The 18,531-nt window shown below is 30.7% G+C and carries 17 protein-coding genes and 1 other annotated feature; of the genes, 14 read left to right on the top strand and 3 right to left on the bottom strand.

Annotated elements, in window-relative coordinates; translation table 11 throughout:
- The first annotated feature begins 87 nt into the window (after nt 1–87).
- The 5 genes from rpoB (at nt 88) to rplT (ending at nt 8,891) form a co-directional block, all read left to right on the top strand.
- Nucleotides 88–3,819, top strand: a complete 3,732-nt coding sequence (rpoB, locus tag KMP11_RS01810; protein ID WP_216279996.1) for a DNA-directed RNA polymerase subunit beta — start codon at nt 88–90, stop codon at nt 3,817–3,819.
- Nucleotides 3,820–3,867: 48 nt separating this feature from the next.
- Nucleotides 3,868–7,527: a DNA-directed RNA polymerase subunit beta' gene (rpoC, locus tag KMP11_RS01815; protein ID WP_215756690.1), complete on the top strand. Its 3,660-nt coding sequence runs from the start codon at nt 3,868–3,870 to the stop codon at nt 7,525–7,527.
- Nucleotides 7,528–7,580: 53 nt separating this feature from the next.
- Nucleotides 7,581–7,696: a sequence feature (ribosomal protein L20 leader region), on the top strand.
- A gap of 28 nt (nt 7,697–7,724) precedes the next feature.
- Nucleotides 7,725–8,252, top strand: coding sequence for a translation initiation factor IF-3 (gene infC / locus KMP11_RS01820; RefSeq protein ID WP_215756691.1), 528 nt, complete (start codon nt 7,725–7,727; stop codon nt 8,250–8,252).
- 26 nt (nt 8,253–8,278) lie between these two features.
- Nucleotides 8,279–8,473: a 50S ribosomal protein L35 gene (rpmI, locus tag KMP11_RS01825; RefSeq protein ID WP_215756692.1), complete on the top strand. Its 195-nt coding sequence runs from the start codon at nt 8,279–8,281 to the stop codon at nt 8,471–8,473.
- A 58-nt stretch (nt 8,474–8,531) separates the two neighbouring features.
- Nucleotides 8,532–8,891, top strand: coding sequence for a 50S ribosomal protein L20 (gene rplT, locus KMP11_RS01830; RefSeq protein WP_215756693.1), 360 nt, complete (start codon nt 8,532–8,534; stop codon nt 8,889–8,891).
- A gap of 264 nt (nt 8,892–9,155) precedes the next feature.
- Here rplT and KMP11_RS01835 read toward each other — a convergent pair whose 3' ends face one another.
- Nucleotides 9,156–10,016: an NAD(P)-dependent oxidoreductase gene (locus tag KMP11_RS01835; RefSeq protein ID WP_215756694.1), complete on the bottom strand. Its 861-nt coding sequence runs from the start codon at nt 10,014–10,016 to the stop codon at nt 9,156–9,158.
- Between the two features lie 152 nt (nt 10,017–10,168).
- On the opposite strand from KMP11_RS01835, the gene KMP11_RS01840 reads away from it, so the two are divergent.
- The 7 genes from KMP11_RS01840 to KMP11_RS01870 all read left to right on the top strand — a co-directional run bounded on the left by KMP11_RS01840 (nt 10,169) and on the right by KMP11_RS01870 (nt 14,418).
- The gene (locus tag KMP11_RS01840; RefSeq protein ID WP_215756695.1) at nt 10,169–10,519 is read left to right on the top strand and encodes a YlbF family regulator; all 351 of its coding nucleotides are present in this window, start codon (nt 10,169–10,171) and stop codon (nt 10,517–10,519) included.
- A complete protein-coding gene (locus KMP11_RS01845; protein WP_215756696.1) occupies nt 10,509–10,754 on the top strand; it encodes a hypothetical protein in 246 nt (81 codons plus the stop codon). Before KMP11_RS01840 ends, KMP11_RS01845 begins: the two co-directional genes overlap by 11 nt.
- Nucleotides 10,755–10,943: 189 nt before the next feature.
- Nucleotides 10,944–11,387, top strand: a complete 444-nt coding sequence (locus KMP11_RS01850) for a radical SAM protein (protein WP_215756697.1) — start codon at nt 10,944–10,946, stop codon at nt 11,385–11,387.
- Between the two features lie 102 nt (nt 11,388–11,489).
- Entirely contained in the window at nt 11,490–11,765 is a 276-nt protein-coding gene (locus tag KMP11_RS01855; protein WP_215756698.1) for a hypothetical protein, read from the top strand.
- A complete protein-coding gene (locus KMP11_RS01860) occupies nt 11,753–11,896 on the top strand; it encodes a hypothetical protein (RefSeq protein ID WP_215756699.1) in 144 nt (47 codons plus the stop codon). Before KMP11_RS01855 ends, KMP11_RS01860 begins: the two co-directional genes overlap by 13 nt.
- Before the next feature lie 92 nt (nt 11,897–11,988).
- On the top strand, nt 11,989–12,930 hold the full coding sequence (locus KMP11_RS01865) for an HD domain-containing protein (RefSeq protein ID WP_215756700.1): 942 nt from the start codon (nt 11,989–11,991) through the stop codon (nt 12,928–12,930).
- Between the two features lie 186 nt (nt 12,931–13,116).
- Nucleotides 13,117–14,418, top strand: coding sequence for an NCS2 family permease (locus KMP11_RS01870; protein ID WP_252344714.1), 1,302 nt, complete (start codon nt 13,117–13,119; stop codon nt 14,416–14,418).
- Nucleotides 14,419–14,908: 490 nt separating this feature from the next.
- Here the strand turns inward: KMP11_RS01870 and KMP11_RS01875 are convergent, their stop codons facing one another.
- Entirely contained in the window at nt 14,909–15,088 is a 180-nt protein-coding gene (locus KMP11_RS01875) for a hypothetical protein (protein ID WP_215756701.1), read from the bottom strand.
- A 157-nt stretch (nt 15,089–15,245) separates the two neighbouring features.
- Between KMP11_RS01875 and KMP11_RS01880 the strand changes: the two genes are divergently transcribed.
- Nucleotides 15,246–16,421: a phospholipase D-like domain-containing protein gene (locus KMP11_RS01880; RefSeq protein WP_215756702.1), complete on the top strand. Its 1,176-nt coding sequence runs from the start codon at nt 15,246–15,248 to the stop codon at nt 16,419–16,421.
- A gap of 62 nt (nt 16,422–16,483) precedes the next feature.
- A complete protein-coding gene (locus KMP11_RS01885) occupies nt 16,484–17,449 on the top strand; it encodes a DNA cytosine methyltransferase (protein ID WP_215756703.1) in 966 nt (321 codons plus the stop codon).
- Nucleotides 17,450–17,547: 98 nt separating this feature from the next.
- Here KMP11_RS01885 and KMP11_RS01890 read toward each other — a convergent pair whose 3' ends face one another.
- On the bottom strand, nt 17,548–18,507 hold the full coding sequence (locus tag KMP11_RS01890; protein WP_216279571.1) for an IS30 family transposase: 960 nt from the start codon (nt 18,505–18,507) through the stop codon (nt 17,548–17,550).
- Between the last annotated feature and the right edge of the window lie 24 nt (nt 18,508–18,531).

Raw genomic sequence — 18,531 nt, forward strand, 5'->3', positions numbered from 1 at the left:
ATTAAAATTTGTATAAAAAACTATATTTACAGCATTTTATACAAACTTAAAAATCAATGTTATAAAAAATATCGAGGGGTGACACAGTTGCAAAAAGTTAAATTTGGTAAACATAGAGAAAGACGTAGTTATGCAAAAATTTCAGAAGCTATAGACCTACCAGACTTAATAGAAATTCAAACTTCGTCTTACGAGAAATTTTTAGAAACTGGGCTTAAAGAAGTTTTTAGAGATGTTTCTCCTATCGAAGGAAATAATGAAAAATTAAGTTTAGAGTTTATTGACTATAAATTAGGAACTCCTAAATACGATATAGACAAAGCAAAAGAACGTGACGTTACATACGCAGCTCCATTAAGAGTTAAAGTTAGGTTGCTAAACAAAGAAACAGGCGAAATAAAAGAACAAGAAGTGTTTATGGGAGAATTACCCCTTATGACAGATACTGGTACTTTTATTATCAATGGAGCAGAACGTGTTATAGTTTCACAATTAGTACGTTCACCATCAGTTTATTTTACTGAAGATGAAAAACTAAAAGTAAAAAATATTTCTAATGCTTATAAAACAACTGTTATACCTAACCGTGGGGCTTGGTTAGAGTTTGAAAAAGATATTAAGGGATTAGCATTTGCTAGAATAGACAGAACTAGAAAAATACCTTTAACAACACTAATTAGAGCATTAGGTTTTAATACTGATGAAGAAATTATCAGTTTATTCGGTGAAGATGATGAATTACTAAATACGCTTGAAAAAGATGAAAATAGAGATACAGCAACTGCATTAAAAGTCATTTATGATAAATTAAGACCAGGAGAACCTACAAATGTAGAAACAGCTAAAGCGACACTATATGCACGTTTCTTCGACGCTCGCAGATACGACTTAGCAAAAGTTGGACGTTATAAATTAAACAATAAGCTAAATGTATCAGAAAGATTAGAAAATCAAGTTTTAGTTGAACCAATAGTTGATACTGAAACAGGGGAAGTATTAGTAGAAAAAGGTATAAAATTAACAAGAGCAATATTGGATAGTATAAGTAATGAATTAGTGACGACAGCAAATGTTAAAGAGTACTATATGAAAGAAAGTTTGGACGGCAAAGATACTTTGAGAATACAATTATTCAAAGTAGTAAATGCTGTAAAAGCTGGAAGTAATTATAAGATTGACGAATTAACTAATGACCAAGTCTTACACATAGTAGGTAATGCCAGCCCTGATAAAGATTTAATGACGCTGTCAATAGCTGATATTATTGCAATTATAAACTATTATTTACTATTAATAAGAAATAGAAGAAATAGTGATGGTTTTGAATTTGAGTTGATCGGTAATGTTGATGATATTGACCACTTGGGTAATCGTCGTTTGCGTTGTATAGGAGAATTATTACAAAATCAAATTCGTGTAGGTATTACTCGTATGGAAAGAGTAGTTCGTGAAAGAATGTCTATCCAAGATTCAGAGGAAATAACACCGCAACAACTTATTAATGTTCGTCCTGTAACAGCAATAATTAAAGAATTTTTTGGTAGTTCTCAATTATCACAATTTATGGACCAAACAAATCCTTTATCAGAATTAACGCATAAACGTCGTCTTTCTGCTCTAGGACCTGGTGGTCTAACTCGTGAGAGAGCGGGTATGGAAGTCCGTGACGTTCACTATTCACATTATGGTCGTATGTGTCCTATCGAAACACCAGAGGGACCAAACATAGGTCTAATCAACTCACTTTCTTCATTTGCAAGAATTAATGAGTTTGGTTTTATAATGACACCATATCGAAAAGTAGAATTTGATAAAAAAGGAAGACCTTATGTAACAGAAGAAGTTTCTTATTTAACAGCAGACCAAGAAGATAAATACGTGGTAGCTCAATCAAATTCAAATGTCGATAAAAAAGGGTACTTCTTAGATGATGAAGTAGTTTGTAGATTCCGTGGGGATAATACGATTAAACCAAAAGAAATGATGAATTATATGGACGTATCTCCAAAACAAGTTGTGTCTGTGGCAACTGCCTGTATTCCATTTTTAGAAAATGACGACTCTAACCGTGCCTTAATGGGTGCCAACATGCAGCGTCAAGCAGTGCCTTTGATGACAACAGAAGCACCATTTGTTGGTACTGGTATGGAGCATGTATCAGCTAGAGATTCAGGAGCAGCCGTAGTAGCAAAATATCCTGGGATTGTTGAATATGTAGATGCAACAAAAATTAAAGTAAAAAGAATTGAAATGTTAGATGGAGAAGAACTTTTAGGTAATGTTGATACTTATCAAGTTCATAAGTTTGCACGTTCAAACCACTCTACATCTTATAACCAAAAACCTATTGTTAAAGTTGGATATAGGGTTGATGTAAAAGATATTCTTGCTGACGGTCCATCTATGGAGAAGGGAGAATTAGCCCTAGGTAAAAATCTAGTAGTAGCCTTTGTCAACTGGGACGGTTATAATTATGAAGATGCCGTTATTATGAGTGAAAGACTTGTAAAAGATGATGTGTATACATCTATTCACTTGGAAGAATATGAAACAGAAACTCGTGATACTAAATTAGGTTCTGAAGAAATTACTCGTGAAATACCGAATGTTGGAGAAAATGCCCTTAAAAATCTTGATTCAAGGGGGATAATTCGCATTGGAGCTGAAGTAAAAGACGGAGATATTTTAGTAGGTAAGGTAACTCCTAAAGGGGTAACTGACCAAACACCAGAAGAGAAATTATTGTATGCAATATTTGGTGCTAAATCAAAAGAGGTAAGAGATACATCACTAAGAGTACCACATGGTGCTGATGGGGTAGTTGCAGATGTTAAAATATTCAGAAGAGAAGACGGAGCAGAACTAGCTAATGGTGTAAATGAATTAGTTAGAGTGTTTATCGTTCAAAAAAGAAAAATACGTGTCGGTGATAAAATGGCAGGTCGCCATGGGAATAAAGGGGTTATATCAAATATTTTACCAGAAGAAGATATGCCTTACTTACCAGATGGAACACCAGTAGATGTTATGTTAAATCCTCTAGGTGTACCTTCTCGTATGAATATCGGACAAGTATTAGAACTTCATTTAGGTATGGCTGCAAAGAAATTAGGAATACACGTTGCCACACCTGTTTTTGACGGAGCAAATGATGATGATGTTTGGTCAACTATTGCAGAAGCAGGTATGTCAAAAGATGCTAAAACAGTTCTTTATGACGGGCGAACAGGAGAACCATTTGATAGTCGTGTATCAGTTGGGGTAATGTATATGATTAAACTTGCCCACATGGTAGACGACAAACTACACGCACGATCAACGGGCCCTTACTCACTTGTAACTCAACAACCACTTGGAGGTAAAGCTCAATTTGGTGGACAAAGATTTGGGGAAATGGAGGTATGGGCATTAGAAGCATACGGTGCAGCCTACACACTTCAAGAAATATTAACTTACAAATCAGATGATACTAATGGACGAACAAAAACTTATGAAGCAATAGTAAAAGGTGAAAATATACCACGCCCTGGTGTTCCAGAATCATTTAGGGTTCTTATGAAAGAATTACAAGCACTAGGTATGGACTTTAGAGTTATGGATAGCAACGACAATGAAGTTGACCTTGCTCAAATGGAAATTGCAGATACTATTGAACATCATTCACACCGTAGCATAGAGGAAGTAGAAGAATCAGCTTCTAAAGAAGAAGAGATTGTGGAAAAAAAAGAAACTTTGGGCTTAGATGCACTACTAGCATCACTAACAAGTGATGAAGATGAATATGCGGATATAGAAAAAATCGAAGAAGACTTACAATAAAAACTATGCAAGAATTATTGTTATTAAATAATAAAGGAGGTAGGCTTCTTGATAGATGTAAATAATTTCTCATATATGAAAATCAGTCTAGCTTCTCCAGAGAAAATAAGATCATGGTCTTACGGAGAAGTTACAAAACCAGAAACTATAAATTATAGAACACTAAAACCAGAAAATTACGGTCTATTTTGTGAAAAAATATTCGGTCCTACTAAAGATTGGGAATGTGCCTGTGGAAAGTATAAAAGGGTAAGATATAAAAACATAAAATGTGATAAATGTGGTGTTGACGTTACTTTATCAAAAGTGCGTCGTGAAAGAATGGCTCACTTGGAACTAGCAGCACCTGTAAGTCATATTTGGTATTTCAAAGGCAGCCCAAGTAGAATGGGTCTATTACTGGACTTAACTCCTAGACAACTGGAAGAAGTAATTTATTTTGCTTCTTATATCGTTATCGATCCAGTAGAAACAAATTTATTAAAAAAACAAATTATCTCAGAGCGTGAAGTTCGTGAAACAAGAAGTAAGTACGGAGCTAATTCTTTTGTTGCAAAAATGGGAGCTGAAGCTATTCGTGACTTATTAGAGGAATTAGATTTAGAAAAAGAACTTAAAGATTTAAAAAATGAACTTAAAGAATTAAGTGATAGTAACTATAAATCAGGGCAAAAAGTTGTAAAACTTATTAAGCGTATAGAAGTTTTTGAAGCATTTAAAAATTCTGGTAACAAACCAGAATGGATGATAATGACTGCATTACCTGTTATACCGCCAGAAATTCGTCCTATGGTACAGTTAGACGGTGGTCGTTTTGCTACTTCTGATTTGAATGATTTGTATAGACGTGTTATTAACCGTAATAATCGTCTTAAAAAATTAATAGAATTAAATGCACCTGGCTTAATAGTGCAAAATGAAAAACGTATGTTACAAGAAGCAGTTGATGCTTTAATTGATAATGGCCGTAGAGGCCGTCCAGTAACAGGAGCAGGTAATAGAACTTTGAAATCATTATCTAATATGTTAAAAGGAAAACATGGTCGTTTTCGCCAAAATCTATTAGGTAAACGTGTTGACTACTCAGGTCGTTCTGTTATCGTAGTAGGACCAAATTTAAAAATGTACCAATGTGGACTTCCAAAAGAAATGGCTCTTGAATTATTTAAACCTTTTGTTATGAGAGAGTTAGTAAAACGTGAATTAGCTAATAATATAAAAAATGCTAAAACACAAATTGAAAAAATGGAAGATCACGTATGGGATATTTTAGAAGAGATAATTAAAGAGCATCCAGTTCTTCTTAACCGTGCACCGACTTTACACAGACTAGGTATTCAAGCATTTGAACCAATTTTGGTTGAGGGTCGTGCGATTAGGTTGCACCCACTTGTTACGACAGCATTCAACGCTGACTTTGATGGAGATCAAATGGCAGTACATGTACCTTTATCAAAAGAGGCACAAGCAGAAGCTAGAATGTTGATGTTAGCAGCACAAAACATCCTAAACCCTAAAGACGGGAAACCAGTAGTTACACCGTCTCAAGATATGGTATTAGGTAATTACTATCTAACACTTGAAAGACCAGGTGCAGTAGGGGAGGGTATGATCTTTAAAGATGCCAACGAAGCTAGTATGGCTTACCAAAATGGTTATATTCATCTACATTCAAGAATAGGTATATTTGCAAAATCTTTTAAAAATAAAAATTTCACTCAAGAGCAAAATAAAAAAATACTTATTACAACAATAGGTAAAGTAATATTTAATGAAATATTGCCAGAAGAATTTCCTTATTTGAATGAACCAACAAAGGAAAATCTTGAATTAGCATTACCTGACAAATACTTTATTTCAAGTAAAAAATTAAAAGACGGTGGTTTAAAAGAATTTATTTCTAAATTAGAACCAGTAACACCATTCAAAAAAGGTTTCTTATCAAAAATAATTTCTGAAATATTTAATATATTCCATATCACAGAAACATCTACCATGTTAGATAGAATGAAAGATTTAGGATTCAAATATTCTTCTCGAGCAGGTATAACTGTTGGGGTTAGTGACGTATTAGTACTACCTAACAAGTATGAAATTCTTGCCGTTTCACAAAAGAATGTTGATAAGATTATGAACCTATTTAAACGTGGTCTACTAACAGAAGAAGAAAGATACCAAAACATCATTGCACAGTGGGCAAAAGCAAAAGATATTATTCAAGATCAACTTATGGACTCACTTCCAGCAACGAATCCAATACACATGATGAGTGATTCGGGAGCTCGTGGTAACGCCTCAAACTTTACACAGTTGGCAGGTATGCGTGGACTTATGGCTTCACCATCTGGAAGAATTATGGAAATGCCAGTTCGTTCATCGTTTAAAGAAGGATTAACGGTATTAGAATACTTTATTTCTTCACACGGAGCGCGTAAAGGTCTTGCAGATACGGCACTTAAAACAGCCGACTCTGGATACCTAACTCGCCGTTTAGTAGACGTTGCTCAAGATGTAATTGTTCGAGAAAAAGATTGTGGAACATCAAGAGGACTAAAAGTTTCGTCACTTAAAAATGGAACAGATGAAATTGAATCGCTACAAGAACGTTTAGAAGGTCGCTATTCAAAAGAAAATGTTATTAATCCTGATACAGGAGAATTAATAGTAGCAGAAGGCGAAATGATTACTCTTGACAAAGCAAAAGCAATAGAAAATGCTAGTATTGAAAGTGTCTTAATACGTTCAGCCTTCACATGTAATAGCCGTCATGGTGTTTGTGAAAAATGTTACGGTAAAAATTTAGCTACTGGTGAAAAAGTAGAGGTTGGAGAGGCTGTTGGTACAATAGCTGCCCAATCTATCGGAGAGCCAGGAACACAGCTTACAATGCGTACTTTTCATACTGGAGGGGTTGCAGGAGCAGACATAACTCAAGGTTTACCCCGTATCCAAGAATTATTTGAAGCTAGAAATCCAAAAGGTAAAGCCCTAGTTTCAGAAATTGATGGATTAGTTACTAAAGTAGAAATTACTTTCAACCATGTTCGTAGAATATTTGTTGTTAGTGACTTAGAAGAAGAAAGAGAATATCAAGATTACGGTGCTAGTCGTCTTCTTGTTAAAGAAGGAGATAGAGTATCTCGTGGTCAAGTATTAACAGAAGGTTCTATTGAGCCAAAAGAACTATTAGCTATTGCAGGAATAGAAAGAGTACAAAGTTACTTATTAACAGAAGTACAAAAAGTATATAGGATGCAAGGGGTAGAAATAAGTGATAAACACGTTGAGGTAATGGTTCGTCAAATGCTTCGTAAAGTTAGAATTATCAATGCAGGGGATACAGACTTATTACCAGGTTCCTTAGTAGATATTCATAGATTTACAGATGAAAATTCTAAAATTTTAGCAAAACGTGGCACTATGGCTACTGCCAAACCTGTAATTTTAGGTATTACAAAAGCATCACTAGAAACAGAAAGTTTCTTGTCAGCAGCTTCATTCCAAGAAACAACTCGTGTACTAACAGATGCAGCAGTTAAAGGTAAAGAAGATAAACTGATGGGTCTAAAAGAAAATGTTATAATCGGAAAACTTATTCCAGCTGGAACAGGTATGATGCGTTATAATAATATTTCAATCGACCATTTAGCAAAAATAGAAGAAACAGAATTAGATTCAAAAGAAGAATCAGAAGTTTTTGTGGAATAAAAAATAAAACTGTTGACAAATATTATAAAAAAATGTACAATAACAGATATTGAATACGAAAGTAGAAGCACCAGTTTCTCACCTGCACTCGTTTAGGATGTTAGGTTAGTAATAATTTTAGAATTATTTAGGCTGGATGTATTATGTACATTCAGCCTTTTGTTTTTATAGTATTTGATGAATTATATAAATAGGAGGTGCTGGTCATTAGTAAAGATACTGCACAAATCAATGAAGGGATTAAAGCGAAGGAATTTCTTTTAATTAGTCAAAATGGGGAACAATTAGGAATTAAAACAAAGTCAGAAGCTATCGAAATCGCATCAAGAATGAATTTAGATGTTGTTATTGTTGCTCCTAACGCAAAAACTCCTGTTGCAAAAATAATGAATTATGGTAAATTCAAATTTGAGCAACAGAAAAAAGAAAAAGAAGCCCGTAAAAATCAAAAAATTATTACAGTAAAAGAAATTAGATTATCACCAACAATTGATAAACATGATTTTGATACTAAATTAAAAAATGCTAAAAAATTCTTAACAAAAGAAGATAAAGTTAAGGTAACTATTCGCTTTAAGGGTAGAGCAATCACCCACAAAGAAATTGGACAGAAAGTTTTAGAACAATTTTCTAATGAAGCTAGTGATGTAGCAACTGTCGAACAAAGGCCTAAAATGGATGGTCGCAGTATGTTTTTAGTCCTAGCACCAAAAAAAGATAAGTAAAGGTTTAATATAGGAGGAAATTGATAATGCCAAAAATGAAAACTCACCGTGGTTTAGCAAAACGTGTGAAAAGAACAGCAAGCGGAAAATTAAAAAGAAGCCGTGCATATACTTCTCACTGGTTTTCAAGAAAGACTACTAAACAAAAACGTCATCTGCGTAAAGCATCATTGGTATCTCGTGGTGATTACAAACGTATTAGAACTTTATTAGTAAAATAATATATTAGAGATAAAGTAAATTTAATTTATTTTATATATTCGTAAGGAGGAATTTGATATGCCACGTGTTAAAGGTGGAACAGTGACTCGTCGTCGCCGTAAAAAGATTTTAAAATTAGCTAAAGGATATTTTGGTTCAAAACATACATTATTTAAAGTTGCAAAACAACAAGTAATGAAATCTGGAATGTATGCTTTCCGTGACCGTCGTCAAACAAAACGTAATTTCAGAAGATTATGGATAGTTCGTATTAATGCAGCAGCTAGATTAAATGGAATTTCATACAGCCGTTTAATGAATGGATTAAAAGTTGCAGGAATTAACATTAACCGTAAAATGTTATCTGAAGTAGCTATTCACGATAGTGTAGCTTTTGCTAATCTTTGTGAACAAGCAAAATCAGCTTTGAATAAATAATAAAAAAATATGTCCCTGAAAATTAAACACAAAAAAGTGTTTGGTTTTTGGGGATATATTTTTTTATGGTAAGAAAAGAAAAAACAAACTATAAAACAAGAAAGTTAGCCTTATTTACAATAAAAGATTATGTATAATTTTAAATAATACAAGAATTATATTAAAAAGCATCATTCCTAGTAAAGTATGGTATGATGCTTTAATTAAAATATATTATAATTTAACTGTCTAATTTAAAGGAATATGTTCTTGGTTTGCTACATTTTATTCATAATATTTTATTATGGCTTGTGTTCCCTCATTATATTTTACTTCATCTTTTAGATAGTTATACATTTCATAAACTAATTCTAAACCTGGTAGAAGTAAATTTAATTTTTGACATTCTTCAAGAGCAAGTCGCATATCTTTGATAAAGTGATGAATGAAAAATCCTGGCTTATAATCTTCTTCTAATATTCTAGGACCATAAGAAGACATTGAAAAACTTCCTGCTGAACCAGTAGAAATAGTTTTTAAGAATAGGTCTGTATCTAAGCCAGTTTCTTTTGCAAATTTATAACTTTCTGCAAGCGAAATCATGGTAGTTGCTATGGCAATTTGGTTTCCAAGTTTTGCATATTGCCCCTTGCCAGTAGTCCCAAAATATTCTATTGTCTTGCAGAATGTTTGAATAAGTTTATAAACTTTTTCTTCAAATATTTTTTTATCTCCACCAACAAAAACTGTAAGTGTTCCATTTTTTGCTCCTATATCCCCACCAGTAACAGGAATATCAAATGTATGAGCATTTTTTTTCAAAAATTCTGCATTAATTTTTTCAGCTAGTGTCGGAGAAGAGGTTGTCATATCTATAAATATTTGATTTTCTTTTGCCTCGGTTATTAGTCCATTTTCTCCAAGATAGACTTCTTCTACATCTTTTGGATAACCAACCATTGTAAAAATAATATCTGCAAATTTTGGAGCGTCAGAAATTTTTTCTAATAAGATAGCTCCGTTTTTTACAACATTAGCACACTTACTTTGTGTTCTGTTGTAAACAAATACTTCATGATCTGCATTAAGTAGATGATTTACAAGACTTTCTCCCATAACACCAACACCAATCCATGCTATTTTCATATAAACTGCCTCCTAGTTTTTTATTATATCTTTATTTTATACTAAGTGGCTTATTTTGTAAATGAATACATTCTAATTTCTATTAACTTTTAAAAATAGTAGATATATGATATACTTAGCTTGTAAAAATAATTATATTTAGGAGATTCAAAATGACAAATCTTTATGATAAAGCAAATGAATTAGAACGTGCCTTGCGTGCTGATGAAAATTATAAGACTGTGGAAGGTGCTTTTGAAGCAGTAAAAGAGAATGCAGAATCTGATAAATTATACAAAGAATTTATTTCAGTGCAAGAAGAATTTATGACTTTAATGAATAAGGGAGAACAACCTTCAGAAGAAAAAACGACTAAATTCCAAGAGTTACAAGCTAAATTGTTAGCTGATGAAAAAGTTAATAATTTAATACAAGCACAACAACGTTTACAAATAACTTTAGATGATATAAATAAAATAATTTATAAACCATTGGAAGAATTATTTAATAAATATGAAAAATAATAACTATAACTTTTTAGTAACAGGTATTTTAGAAGAAGTTTATGGTTTAACAATTAAACACCTTGCACAGCAGTATGTGCAGGGTGCTACTTTTTGTTACGACAACAAAGAAATAGCTGATACAATAAATATAAGATTAGATTTTAATATAAACAAATATAAAATTCAATTATCTAGTGATTATAATAATTACACAAGTTATTCTCTAATAAAAAATTACAAAGATGGTAAATAGTTAAAAAGATTATTAAGTAAATAAATAGTTAAATTTTTTAATAAAGTATTTGATTATGTAAGTCCTTGGGGAATTTTAACAGGTATTAGACCAACAAAACTATTTCATATTCTTTATAAGGAAGATAAAAATTACGACGCGGTAAAGAAAATATTAAAAGAAGATTATCTGTTACTTGATGAAAGTATTTTGGCTTTAGAAAATATTTTTAAGTTGCAACTAGCAACCATACCCGACTTTTATCAAATTAATGACAATGAAGTAAGCATATATATAGGTATTCCTTTTTGTCCAACTAAATGTGCTTATTGCACATTTCCTGCCTATCAAATAAGGAAAAATGATGAGCGTATGCAACCTTTTTTAAATATGCTCTTTGAAGAAATTGATTTAGTTTTTGAAATTTTAACAGAAAAGAAAAAGTCTGTTACCAGCATATATTTTGGCGGAGGAACGCCAACAAGTTTAAGTGCAGAAGATTTGGAAAAAGTTTTGGTTAAGATATATGAAAAAATAGATTTATCAAAACTTCGTGAAATAACTGTTGAAGCAGGTAGACCAGATACCATAGATGAAGAAAAACTGGCTGTCTTAAAAAAATACAAGATAGATAGAATTAGCGTCAATCCTTAAAGTTTTAACGATACTACACTTAGGGCAATAGGAAGGATACATAGTGTTGAAGAAACTATAAAAAAATATCATCTATCAAGACCCTACATCAAGACTATTAATATGGATATGATAGTAGGCTTGCCTGGGGAAAATATTGAAGACATCAAAGATACTCTTAATAATTTTGAAAAACTTGCACCAGAAAATATTACGGTACACGCCCTAAGTTTTAAACGTGCTAGCCAGATGACTAAGCAACGCTCACGCTATCCGGTAGCGAGTGGGAGAGAAGCAGAACAGATGCTTGAGATAACTAAGGAATGGATGAAAAAAATAATTACTTTCCTTATTATCTATACAGGCAAAAAAATATTTTGGCAAATATGGAAAATATAGGATATTCAAAAGCTGGACATATTAATCTATATAATATTATAATAATGGAAGAAGTACAAAATATAATAGGAATAGGTTGGGGAGCAAGTAGTAAAATTATTGATAGGATAATAATATTCATTCAATACTAAATCCTAAAGACCCTGTTAGCTATGGAAATTATAGTAATCAAATAGATAAAAAATTAAAATTAATGCGTGAATATTTATAAAAGGAGGAAATTATGTTTATTAAAGATTTTGAAAATGCAATGCAGATAAATCAGTTTTTTTTAGTAAATAATGTTACTAAGGGAATAGCTACAAGTGGGAAACCCTATTTAACTCTTAGCTTAAAAGATAAGACTGGCAGTATAGAAGCAAAAATATGGGAAGTTAAAGAAGATGACTATGCAAACTTAAAATCTGGAATTTTAATTTATGTAGAGGGGATAGCCAATGAATACAGGGGAAAAATGCAACTAAAAATAAATTCTTATCGCCTAAAAACAGATAGTGATGAAGTTTATGTTGATGACTTTATTCAAGTAGCACCAATTCCTAAAGATACAATGATAGCAGAACTTAATACTTTTTTAAAACTTATAGACAATAAAAATTTAAAGGCTGTTACCATAGAACTTTTAAATAAATATAGAAAAGAATTTGTAACTTATCCTGCTGCCAAGTCTATGCATCATGATTTTTATTCTGGCTTAATTTATCACACTACTACCATGTTAAAAATAGCTCAGGCTCTTATAAATATTTATCCAAGTTTAAATAAAGACTTATTATACAGTGGAATAATCCTGCATGATTTAGGAAAAACTATTGAATTAAGTGGACCTATATCTACTAACTACACCATAGAGGGGGAACTGTTGGGGCATATCTGTACTATGAGTGACGAAGTCTCAAGAACAGCAGAAAAATTAGGCATAGAGGGTGAAGAAATTATTTTATTACGCCATCTTATCCTATCTCATCATGGCAAGTATGAATTTGGCTCTCCAAAATTACCTATGTTAAAAGAAGCGGAAATTTTGAATTTTATTGACAATATAGATGCTCGTATGCAAATGTTTGATAAAAATTTAGTAGATGTTACACCAGGAGAATTTTCGGATAGAATATTCGGTTTGGAAAATCGTCATTTTTATGTGCCAAAATTTGATAAAGAATAATTTTTTATGGCAAAGAAAATAACAAAATTTATAAATAAAAGTAATTAATCTTTTAGTAATAAGATTTTTGCTTCTATTTATTTTTATAGAAAAAATAATAAATTTTTCTTGATTTATTTTTTAAAAAATAGTAATATAGTTATTGGTTCGATTACGAACTATAATTTAAAAAAGGAGAAAAATTTTATGTTAAATCGAATTTTTAAATTACAAGAAAATAAGACAAATGTTTTAACGGAAGTATCATCAGGCTTTATTACATTTTTTTCAATGTCTTATATTATTGTAGTTAATCCAGCTATTTTATCAAGTGTAGGAGTTCCATTAGAAAGAGTTTTTACAGCTACGATACTTGCTATTTTAGTTGGTACTTTAATTATGGCACTTGGGGCTAACTATCCAATAGTTGTAGCACCAGGAATGGCTCTTAATTCTTATTTTGCTAGTGTTGTTGCCATTACTGGAGCAAATTATACAACAATTTTAGCAAGCTGTTTTATTTCAGGGGTAATATTTATTTTACTATCTGCTACAAAATTTAGGGAATCTCTGATTGATTCGATTCCGAACAATCTAAAACATGGGATCTCTGTTGCTATCGGTCTGTTTATTACCTTTATCGGACTTAAAAATTCAGGTATTATAGTAGCTAATAAGGCGACAATATTATCATTAGGAAAATTGAGTGAACCTATGGCTTACCTAACAGTTTTAGGAATAATAGTTATTCTAATTTTATTAGTTTTAGAAGTAAAAGGTGCTATTTTTATAGGAATGTTTGTGGTAGCTGTTGTAAGTTACTTTATGGGTATATTAAAAATTAATGGTATTTTTGGTCTTCCGAAATTTAATTTTTCTTTACTTTATAATCCTATAACTGAAAGTATTAATGTTTTTCAAATGGGTTTGTATGGTATAGTATTCGCCTTTTTAATGGTTACTCTATTTGATACAACAGGAACTATGATTGCAGTTGCTAACCAAGCAGGGCTTATAAAAGATGGGAAAATAGATCGTGTTAGAAATGTTCTTTTAGCTGATTCATTTGGAACAACAGTTGGTGCCTTATTCGGTTCGTCTCCAACAACTGCTTATATAGAATCATCATCAGGAGTGGCAAACGGTGGCCGTACTGGACTAACTTCATTTACAACAGCTATGTTAATTTTAATATCGGTATTTATATTCCCACTAGCTAGTAGTCTAGCGTCTGTTTCTGCTATTACATCACCTGCACTTATAATAATAGGTTCATTTATGATGGAAAACATAGCAAAAATAGAGTGGGGAGATATTACAGAATCATTCCCAGCTTTTGTAACCATCTTGGGTATTCCTTTAACTGGGTCTATCAATGACGGTATTGCATTTGGATTTATTTTCTATGTAGTTTTAAAACTTACTAAAAAACAGGTTAAGGACATTCATCCTTTAATGTATGTTTTTGCAATTTTATTCCTAATTCAACTAGTTTGGTTACACAGTTAGTAATCAATAAGTATTTAGAAAAAACAGAAAATTTATTTGTTAAGAAATAGCATTTTGCTAATAAAATAGAATTAAAAAATTTTTATTTAAGTATTATTATTATAAAACATATTTTACAAGATCCTTTAGAAAAAAGAGAACTATCAGTTCTCTTTTTTCTTTTTTCTCAATGGGATTGATAGAAAATTAATAAAAAATATTTAGTATAGATTTTCTTATCCACACTAAAAAAATTATTGATAGATATAGACTTTTAGTTTATATTAATAATATAAAAAAACTTGGTAGAAAAATTTGCCCAGTCAAGTTTTTTATATTTTTATGGTATTATCTCACCCAGCTTAACTAGCATCTAGAAAAATTATTTTTCTACTAATATTCAGTTTTTCTTTTTTTGAAATTTTTATATTTATATTACGAGCAAAGGTAAAAAGTTTAGTAAGTTCTTAACCAATAGCCTTGAAATCATCTAGTTTAATATTTATATGTTTTAAAATTCTCTTATAGAGATATCCAAATTGAATATGATTTTCTTTTTTATTAGTAGAAATTTATCAATAACTTTTTCCAGTTCCAATGACTTGTCCCGAATATTAGAAAAAGTAATTTTTGCCAAATCTTTATTTTTTATGGTTTCAAGTAATTCTAAAATAAATTTTTCTTTGTCCATAATTTCTCTTTTATTAATCTATTATAGCATTAATTAGGAATAAAAAAATAAAATAAATATGCAAATTCCTTTATTTTATATTATCATCTATTTATAGAAAAGTTTTCAAAAATATGTTACAATATTTTAATTGAAATTTTATTTTAGGATTGAGTTTTTGGAAAGTAAATTTTTTTTAAAACAAGATGATTATAGTAAAAAATTATATGTTGAATTACTTGAAGTTACTTGCTCCTTATCTAATTTATTTTCAGAAAGTAAAAGTCCATTTTTATATTATAGGGCGATGGAGAATATATTTTGCAAGTCGTTTAATGCTGATAATTTATCTAGGAGTGATGTTTCTGCTGATGCTGGGAAAAATGGTATCGGTATTGGTTTAAAGACATTTTTACAGAATAAAGGTAATACATTTCAAAAGATTGCCGAGTTTAATAAAGAATCATATTTACTTAGAGATTTGAAAGGCTTAGATTTAGTAAAAAAAGTTTCTGAAATGAGAAATGAAAGAATTAAATCAACTATGAGAATATGTAATTTGAACGAAATGATGTATCACTTAGTAACAAGAAGTGATAAATATATATATATTTTTGAAGAAGATATGGATTTAATTAATATAGATAATATTAAAGTAACATCACAAAGTAAAACGACAATTCATTTTACAGATATGATACATGAATATAGTTTTAGTTTATCAAAAAGTACATTATTAAAAAGATTTAATACTTGTAGAAATAATAAAATATTTGGTTTTAGCGTTGAAATATTAAAAGACCCATACAATTTTTTGCTATCTATTAAAAATAAAGATATAATTGAAGAAAATAGTGTAGATAAATTATATTTGAGTGATAATTCAGTTATAGATTATATAGTTTTACCTTTATATAGCACAAGAAATAATAGAGTAGAAGAGCGTTCAGGGCTTAATCAGTGGAATGCAAGAGGAAGAATTAGAAATTTGAATGAAGTTTATATTTCTATACCTAGTTGGATACATAAGAATAAAAAACAGTTCTTTAATTATAGTACTGAAGATAATAAAACAACCCCCTTTGATGTAAAATTACCAAATGGAAAAATTATTAGTATGAGAGTTGCACAACAAGGTGGAAAAGCATTGATGAGTAACCCTAATTCTGAACTTGGCAAATGGATTTTAAGGGATATTCTTGAGTTGAAAGAAGGAGAACTCGTTACTAGAGAAAAACTAGATATAATGGGCATAGATAGTATAAAATTATCAAAAATGAAAAATGGTATATATAATCTAGACTTTTTAAAGTTAGGTAGTTTCGAAGAATTTGAAGAAGAGTTTAGAAAGTAGACAGTATATAGATTTAAATTATAAAAACATAATAGTTTTATTTTTTGCAAAAGGAGATAAATATGAAAGTTGCAGGTCTTTTTGCAGGTGTTGGAGGAATAGAGTTAGGTTTTCAACAAGCTGGTTTTAAAATTGTTTGGTCTAATGAGTTTGATAATAAAGCAGCTGAAACTTTTAAATCTAATCACCATAGCAAAATCGTAATTGACGATATTCATAACATAAATACAAAAACTATTCCAGATGTTGACGTTATTGTAGGTGGATTTCCATGTCAAGCTTTTTCAATAGCTGGTTATCGAAAAGGTTTTGAAGATGAAAGAGGAGAAATATTTTTTCAGTTAGCTAGAGTTATAAAGGATAAATTACCAAGAGTAATATTCATAGAAAATGTTAAAAATTTATTGACGCATGATAAGGGAAATACTTATAAAGTTATAAAAGAAACATTGGAAAGTTATGGGTATAAATTAAAAACAATGATTCTTAATGCTTGCGAATACGGGAATATTCCACAAAATAGAGAAAGAATTTATATAATAGGTTTTAGAAAAAAAGATGATTTTAAAAATTTTAAGGATATTGAACCGCTACTATTAAGCACAAAAATAAGCGATATTATAAATTACAATGAAAAAGTTGATGATAAATTTTATTATAATGAAAATAATTGTAGTTTTTATGAAGTTTTAAAAGATGAGATAAAAAATGAAGATACTTTGTATCAATGGCGTAGAGTTTATGTTAGAGAAAATAAATCTAAACTATGTCCAACTTTAACAGCTAATATGGGAACAGGTGGGCATAATGTACCAATTATTTTAACTAAACATGGAATTAGAAAATTAACTCCAAAAGAATGTTTTTTATTTCAAGGTTACCCTAAAGATTATGTGTTACCATCTAATTTAGCACAAAGTCATTTATACAAACAAGCAGGAAACTCTGTTGTTGTTCCAGTCATAAAAAGGTTAGCTAATAATATAATGGAAGCAATAAAAATAACAGAGACTAAAAATATTTTATAAACGTAAGTAAATAATATGAAAAATTTTTATAGTGAAGACTAATAATTTATTATTGGTCTTATTTATTTTTAAAAAATTAAATATATTAAAGACGCAAATTACAATAGTAAGTTAGCCACCTCAGGCAAGTCATAAGGACATACATAATTAAATAATTTACGTGGATAACGATTTATCCATTGTTCAACAGCCGTTACTTCGTTAGGAGTAACGGTTGTTGTGCCTTTTGGGAACCATCGTCTAATCAATCGATTTGCATTTTCGTTACTACCTCGTTCATAAGAAGAAAACGGATGTGCGTAATAAATAGGACAAGTGATGGCTTCGTCTAGTCTTAAAAATTCAGAACCATTATCAGCTGTTAAAGAGCGAATTAAATAGTCTTGTTGAATAGACGTCAAAGCGGTATTCACACTTTGGGCCGTTTTATCAGGAATAAGACGAATGATTTCATAGCGTGTTTTTCTGTCTGTTAATGTCAATAACTGTTGTCCACGTTTCTTGTTTAAAATGACTAAATCAATTTCAAAATGCCCAATTTCTTTTCGTTCGTTAATCTCTTGTGGTCGCTGTTCAATAGAGAGGGCATTCGTTTTTCTTGGTGGTCGTTTTTCATTTGATTTTATTGGTTTAGTTTTTCTAGGGTAAATCAGATGTTTACGTGAAATACCTGCTATCCATCCTTTATATATCCATGTGTAAATTGTCGTAAAAGACGGCATATCTGGTAATTGACTAATCATTTCAGGGGAATATTTATCCATAATTTTTTCTCTGATTACATTTTCTTTTTCTACAGTCCACGTATCCGTTCTACCTACGGCTAAACGTAAATGATTATAATCATTCTGTGCTTTTTGAGCAGAGTATTCTTTAGTGCCACCATGAAAAGATAAATCAATCAGTCCGCGTTTAATTTCGTTATTAATAGTTTGGTGATTTTTGCCTAATAATCTAGCGATTTCTCGGTTACTTTTTCCTTCTTTTTTCCATTTTTCAATTAAATAACGCTCTTTTTCTGTAATGTGTTTGCCTTTTGTGTTATAATGTTCTTGCATCTCTTGGTATCCTTTTTTTGTAGT

The organism is Gemella sp. zg-570, from assembly GCF_018866345.1.
Taxonomy (GTDB): Bacteria; Bacillota; Bacilli; order Staphylococcales; family Gemellaceae; genus Gemelliphila.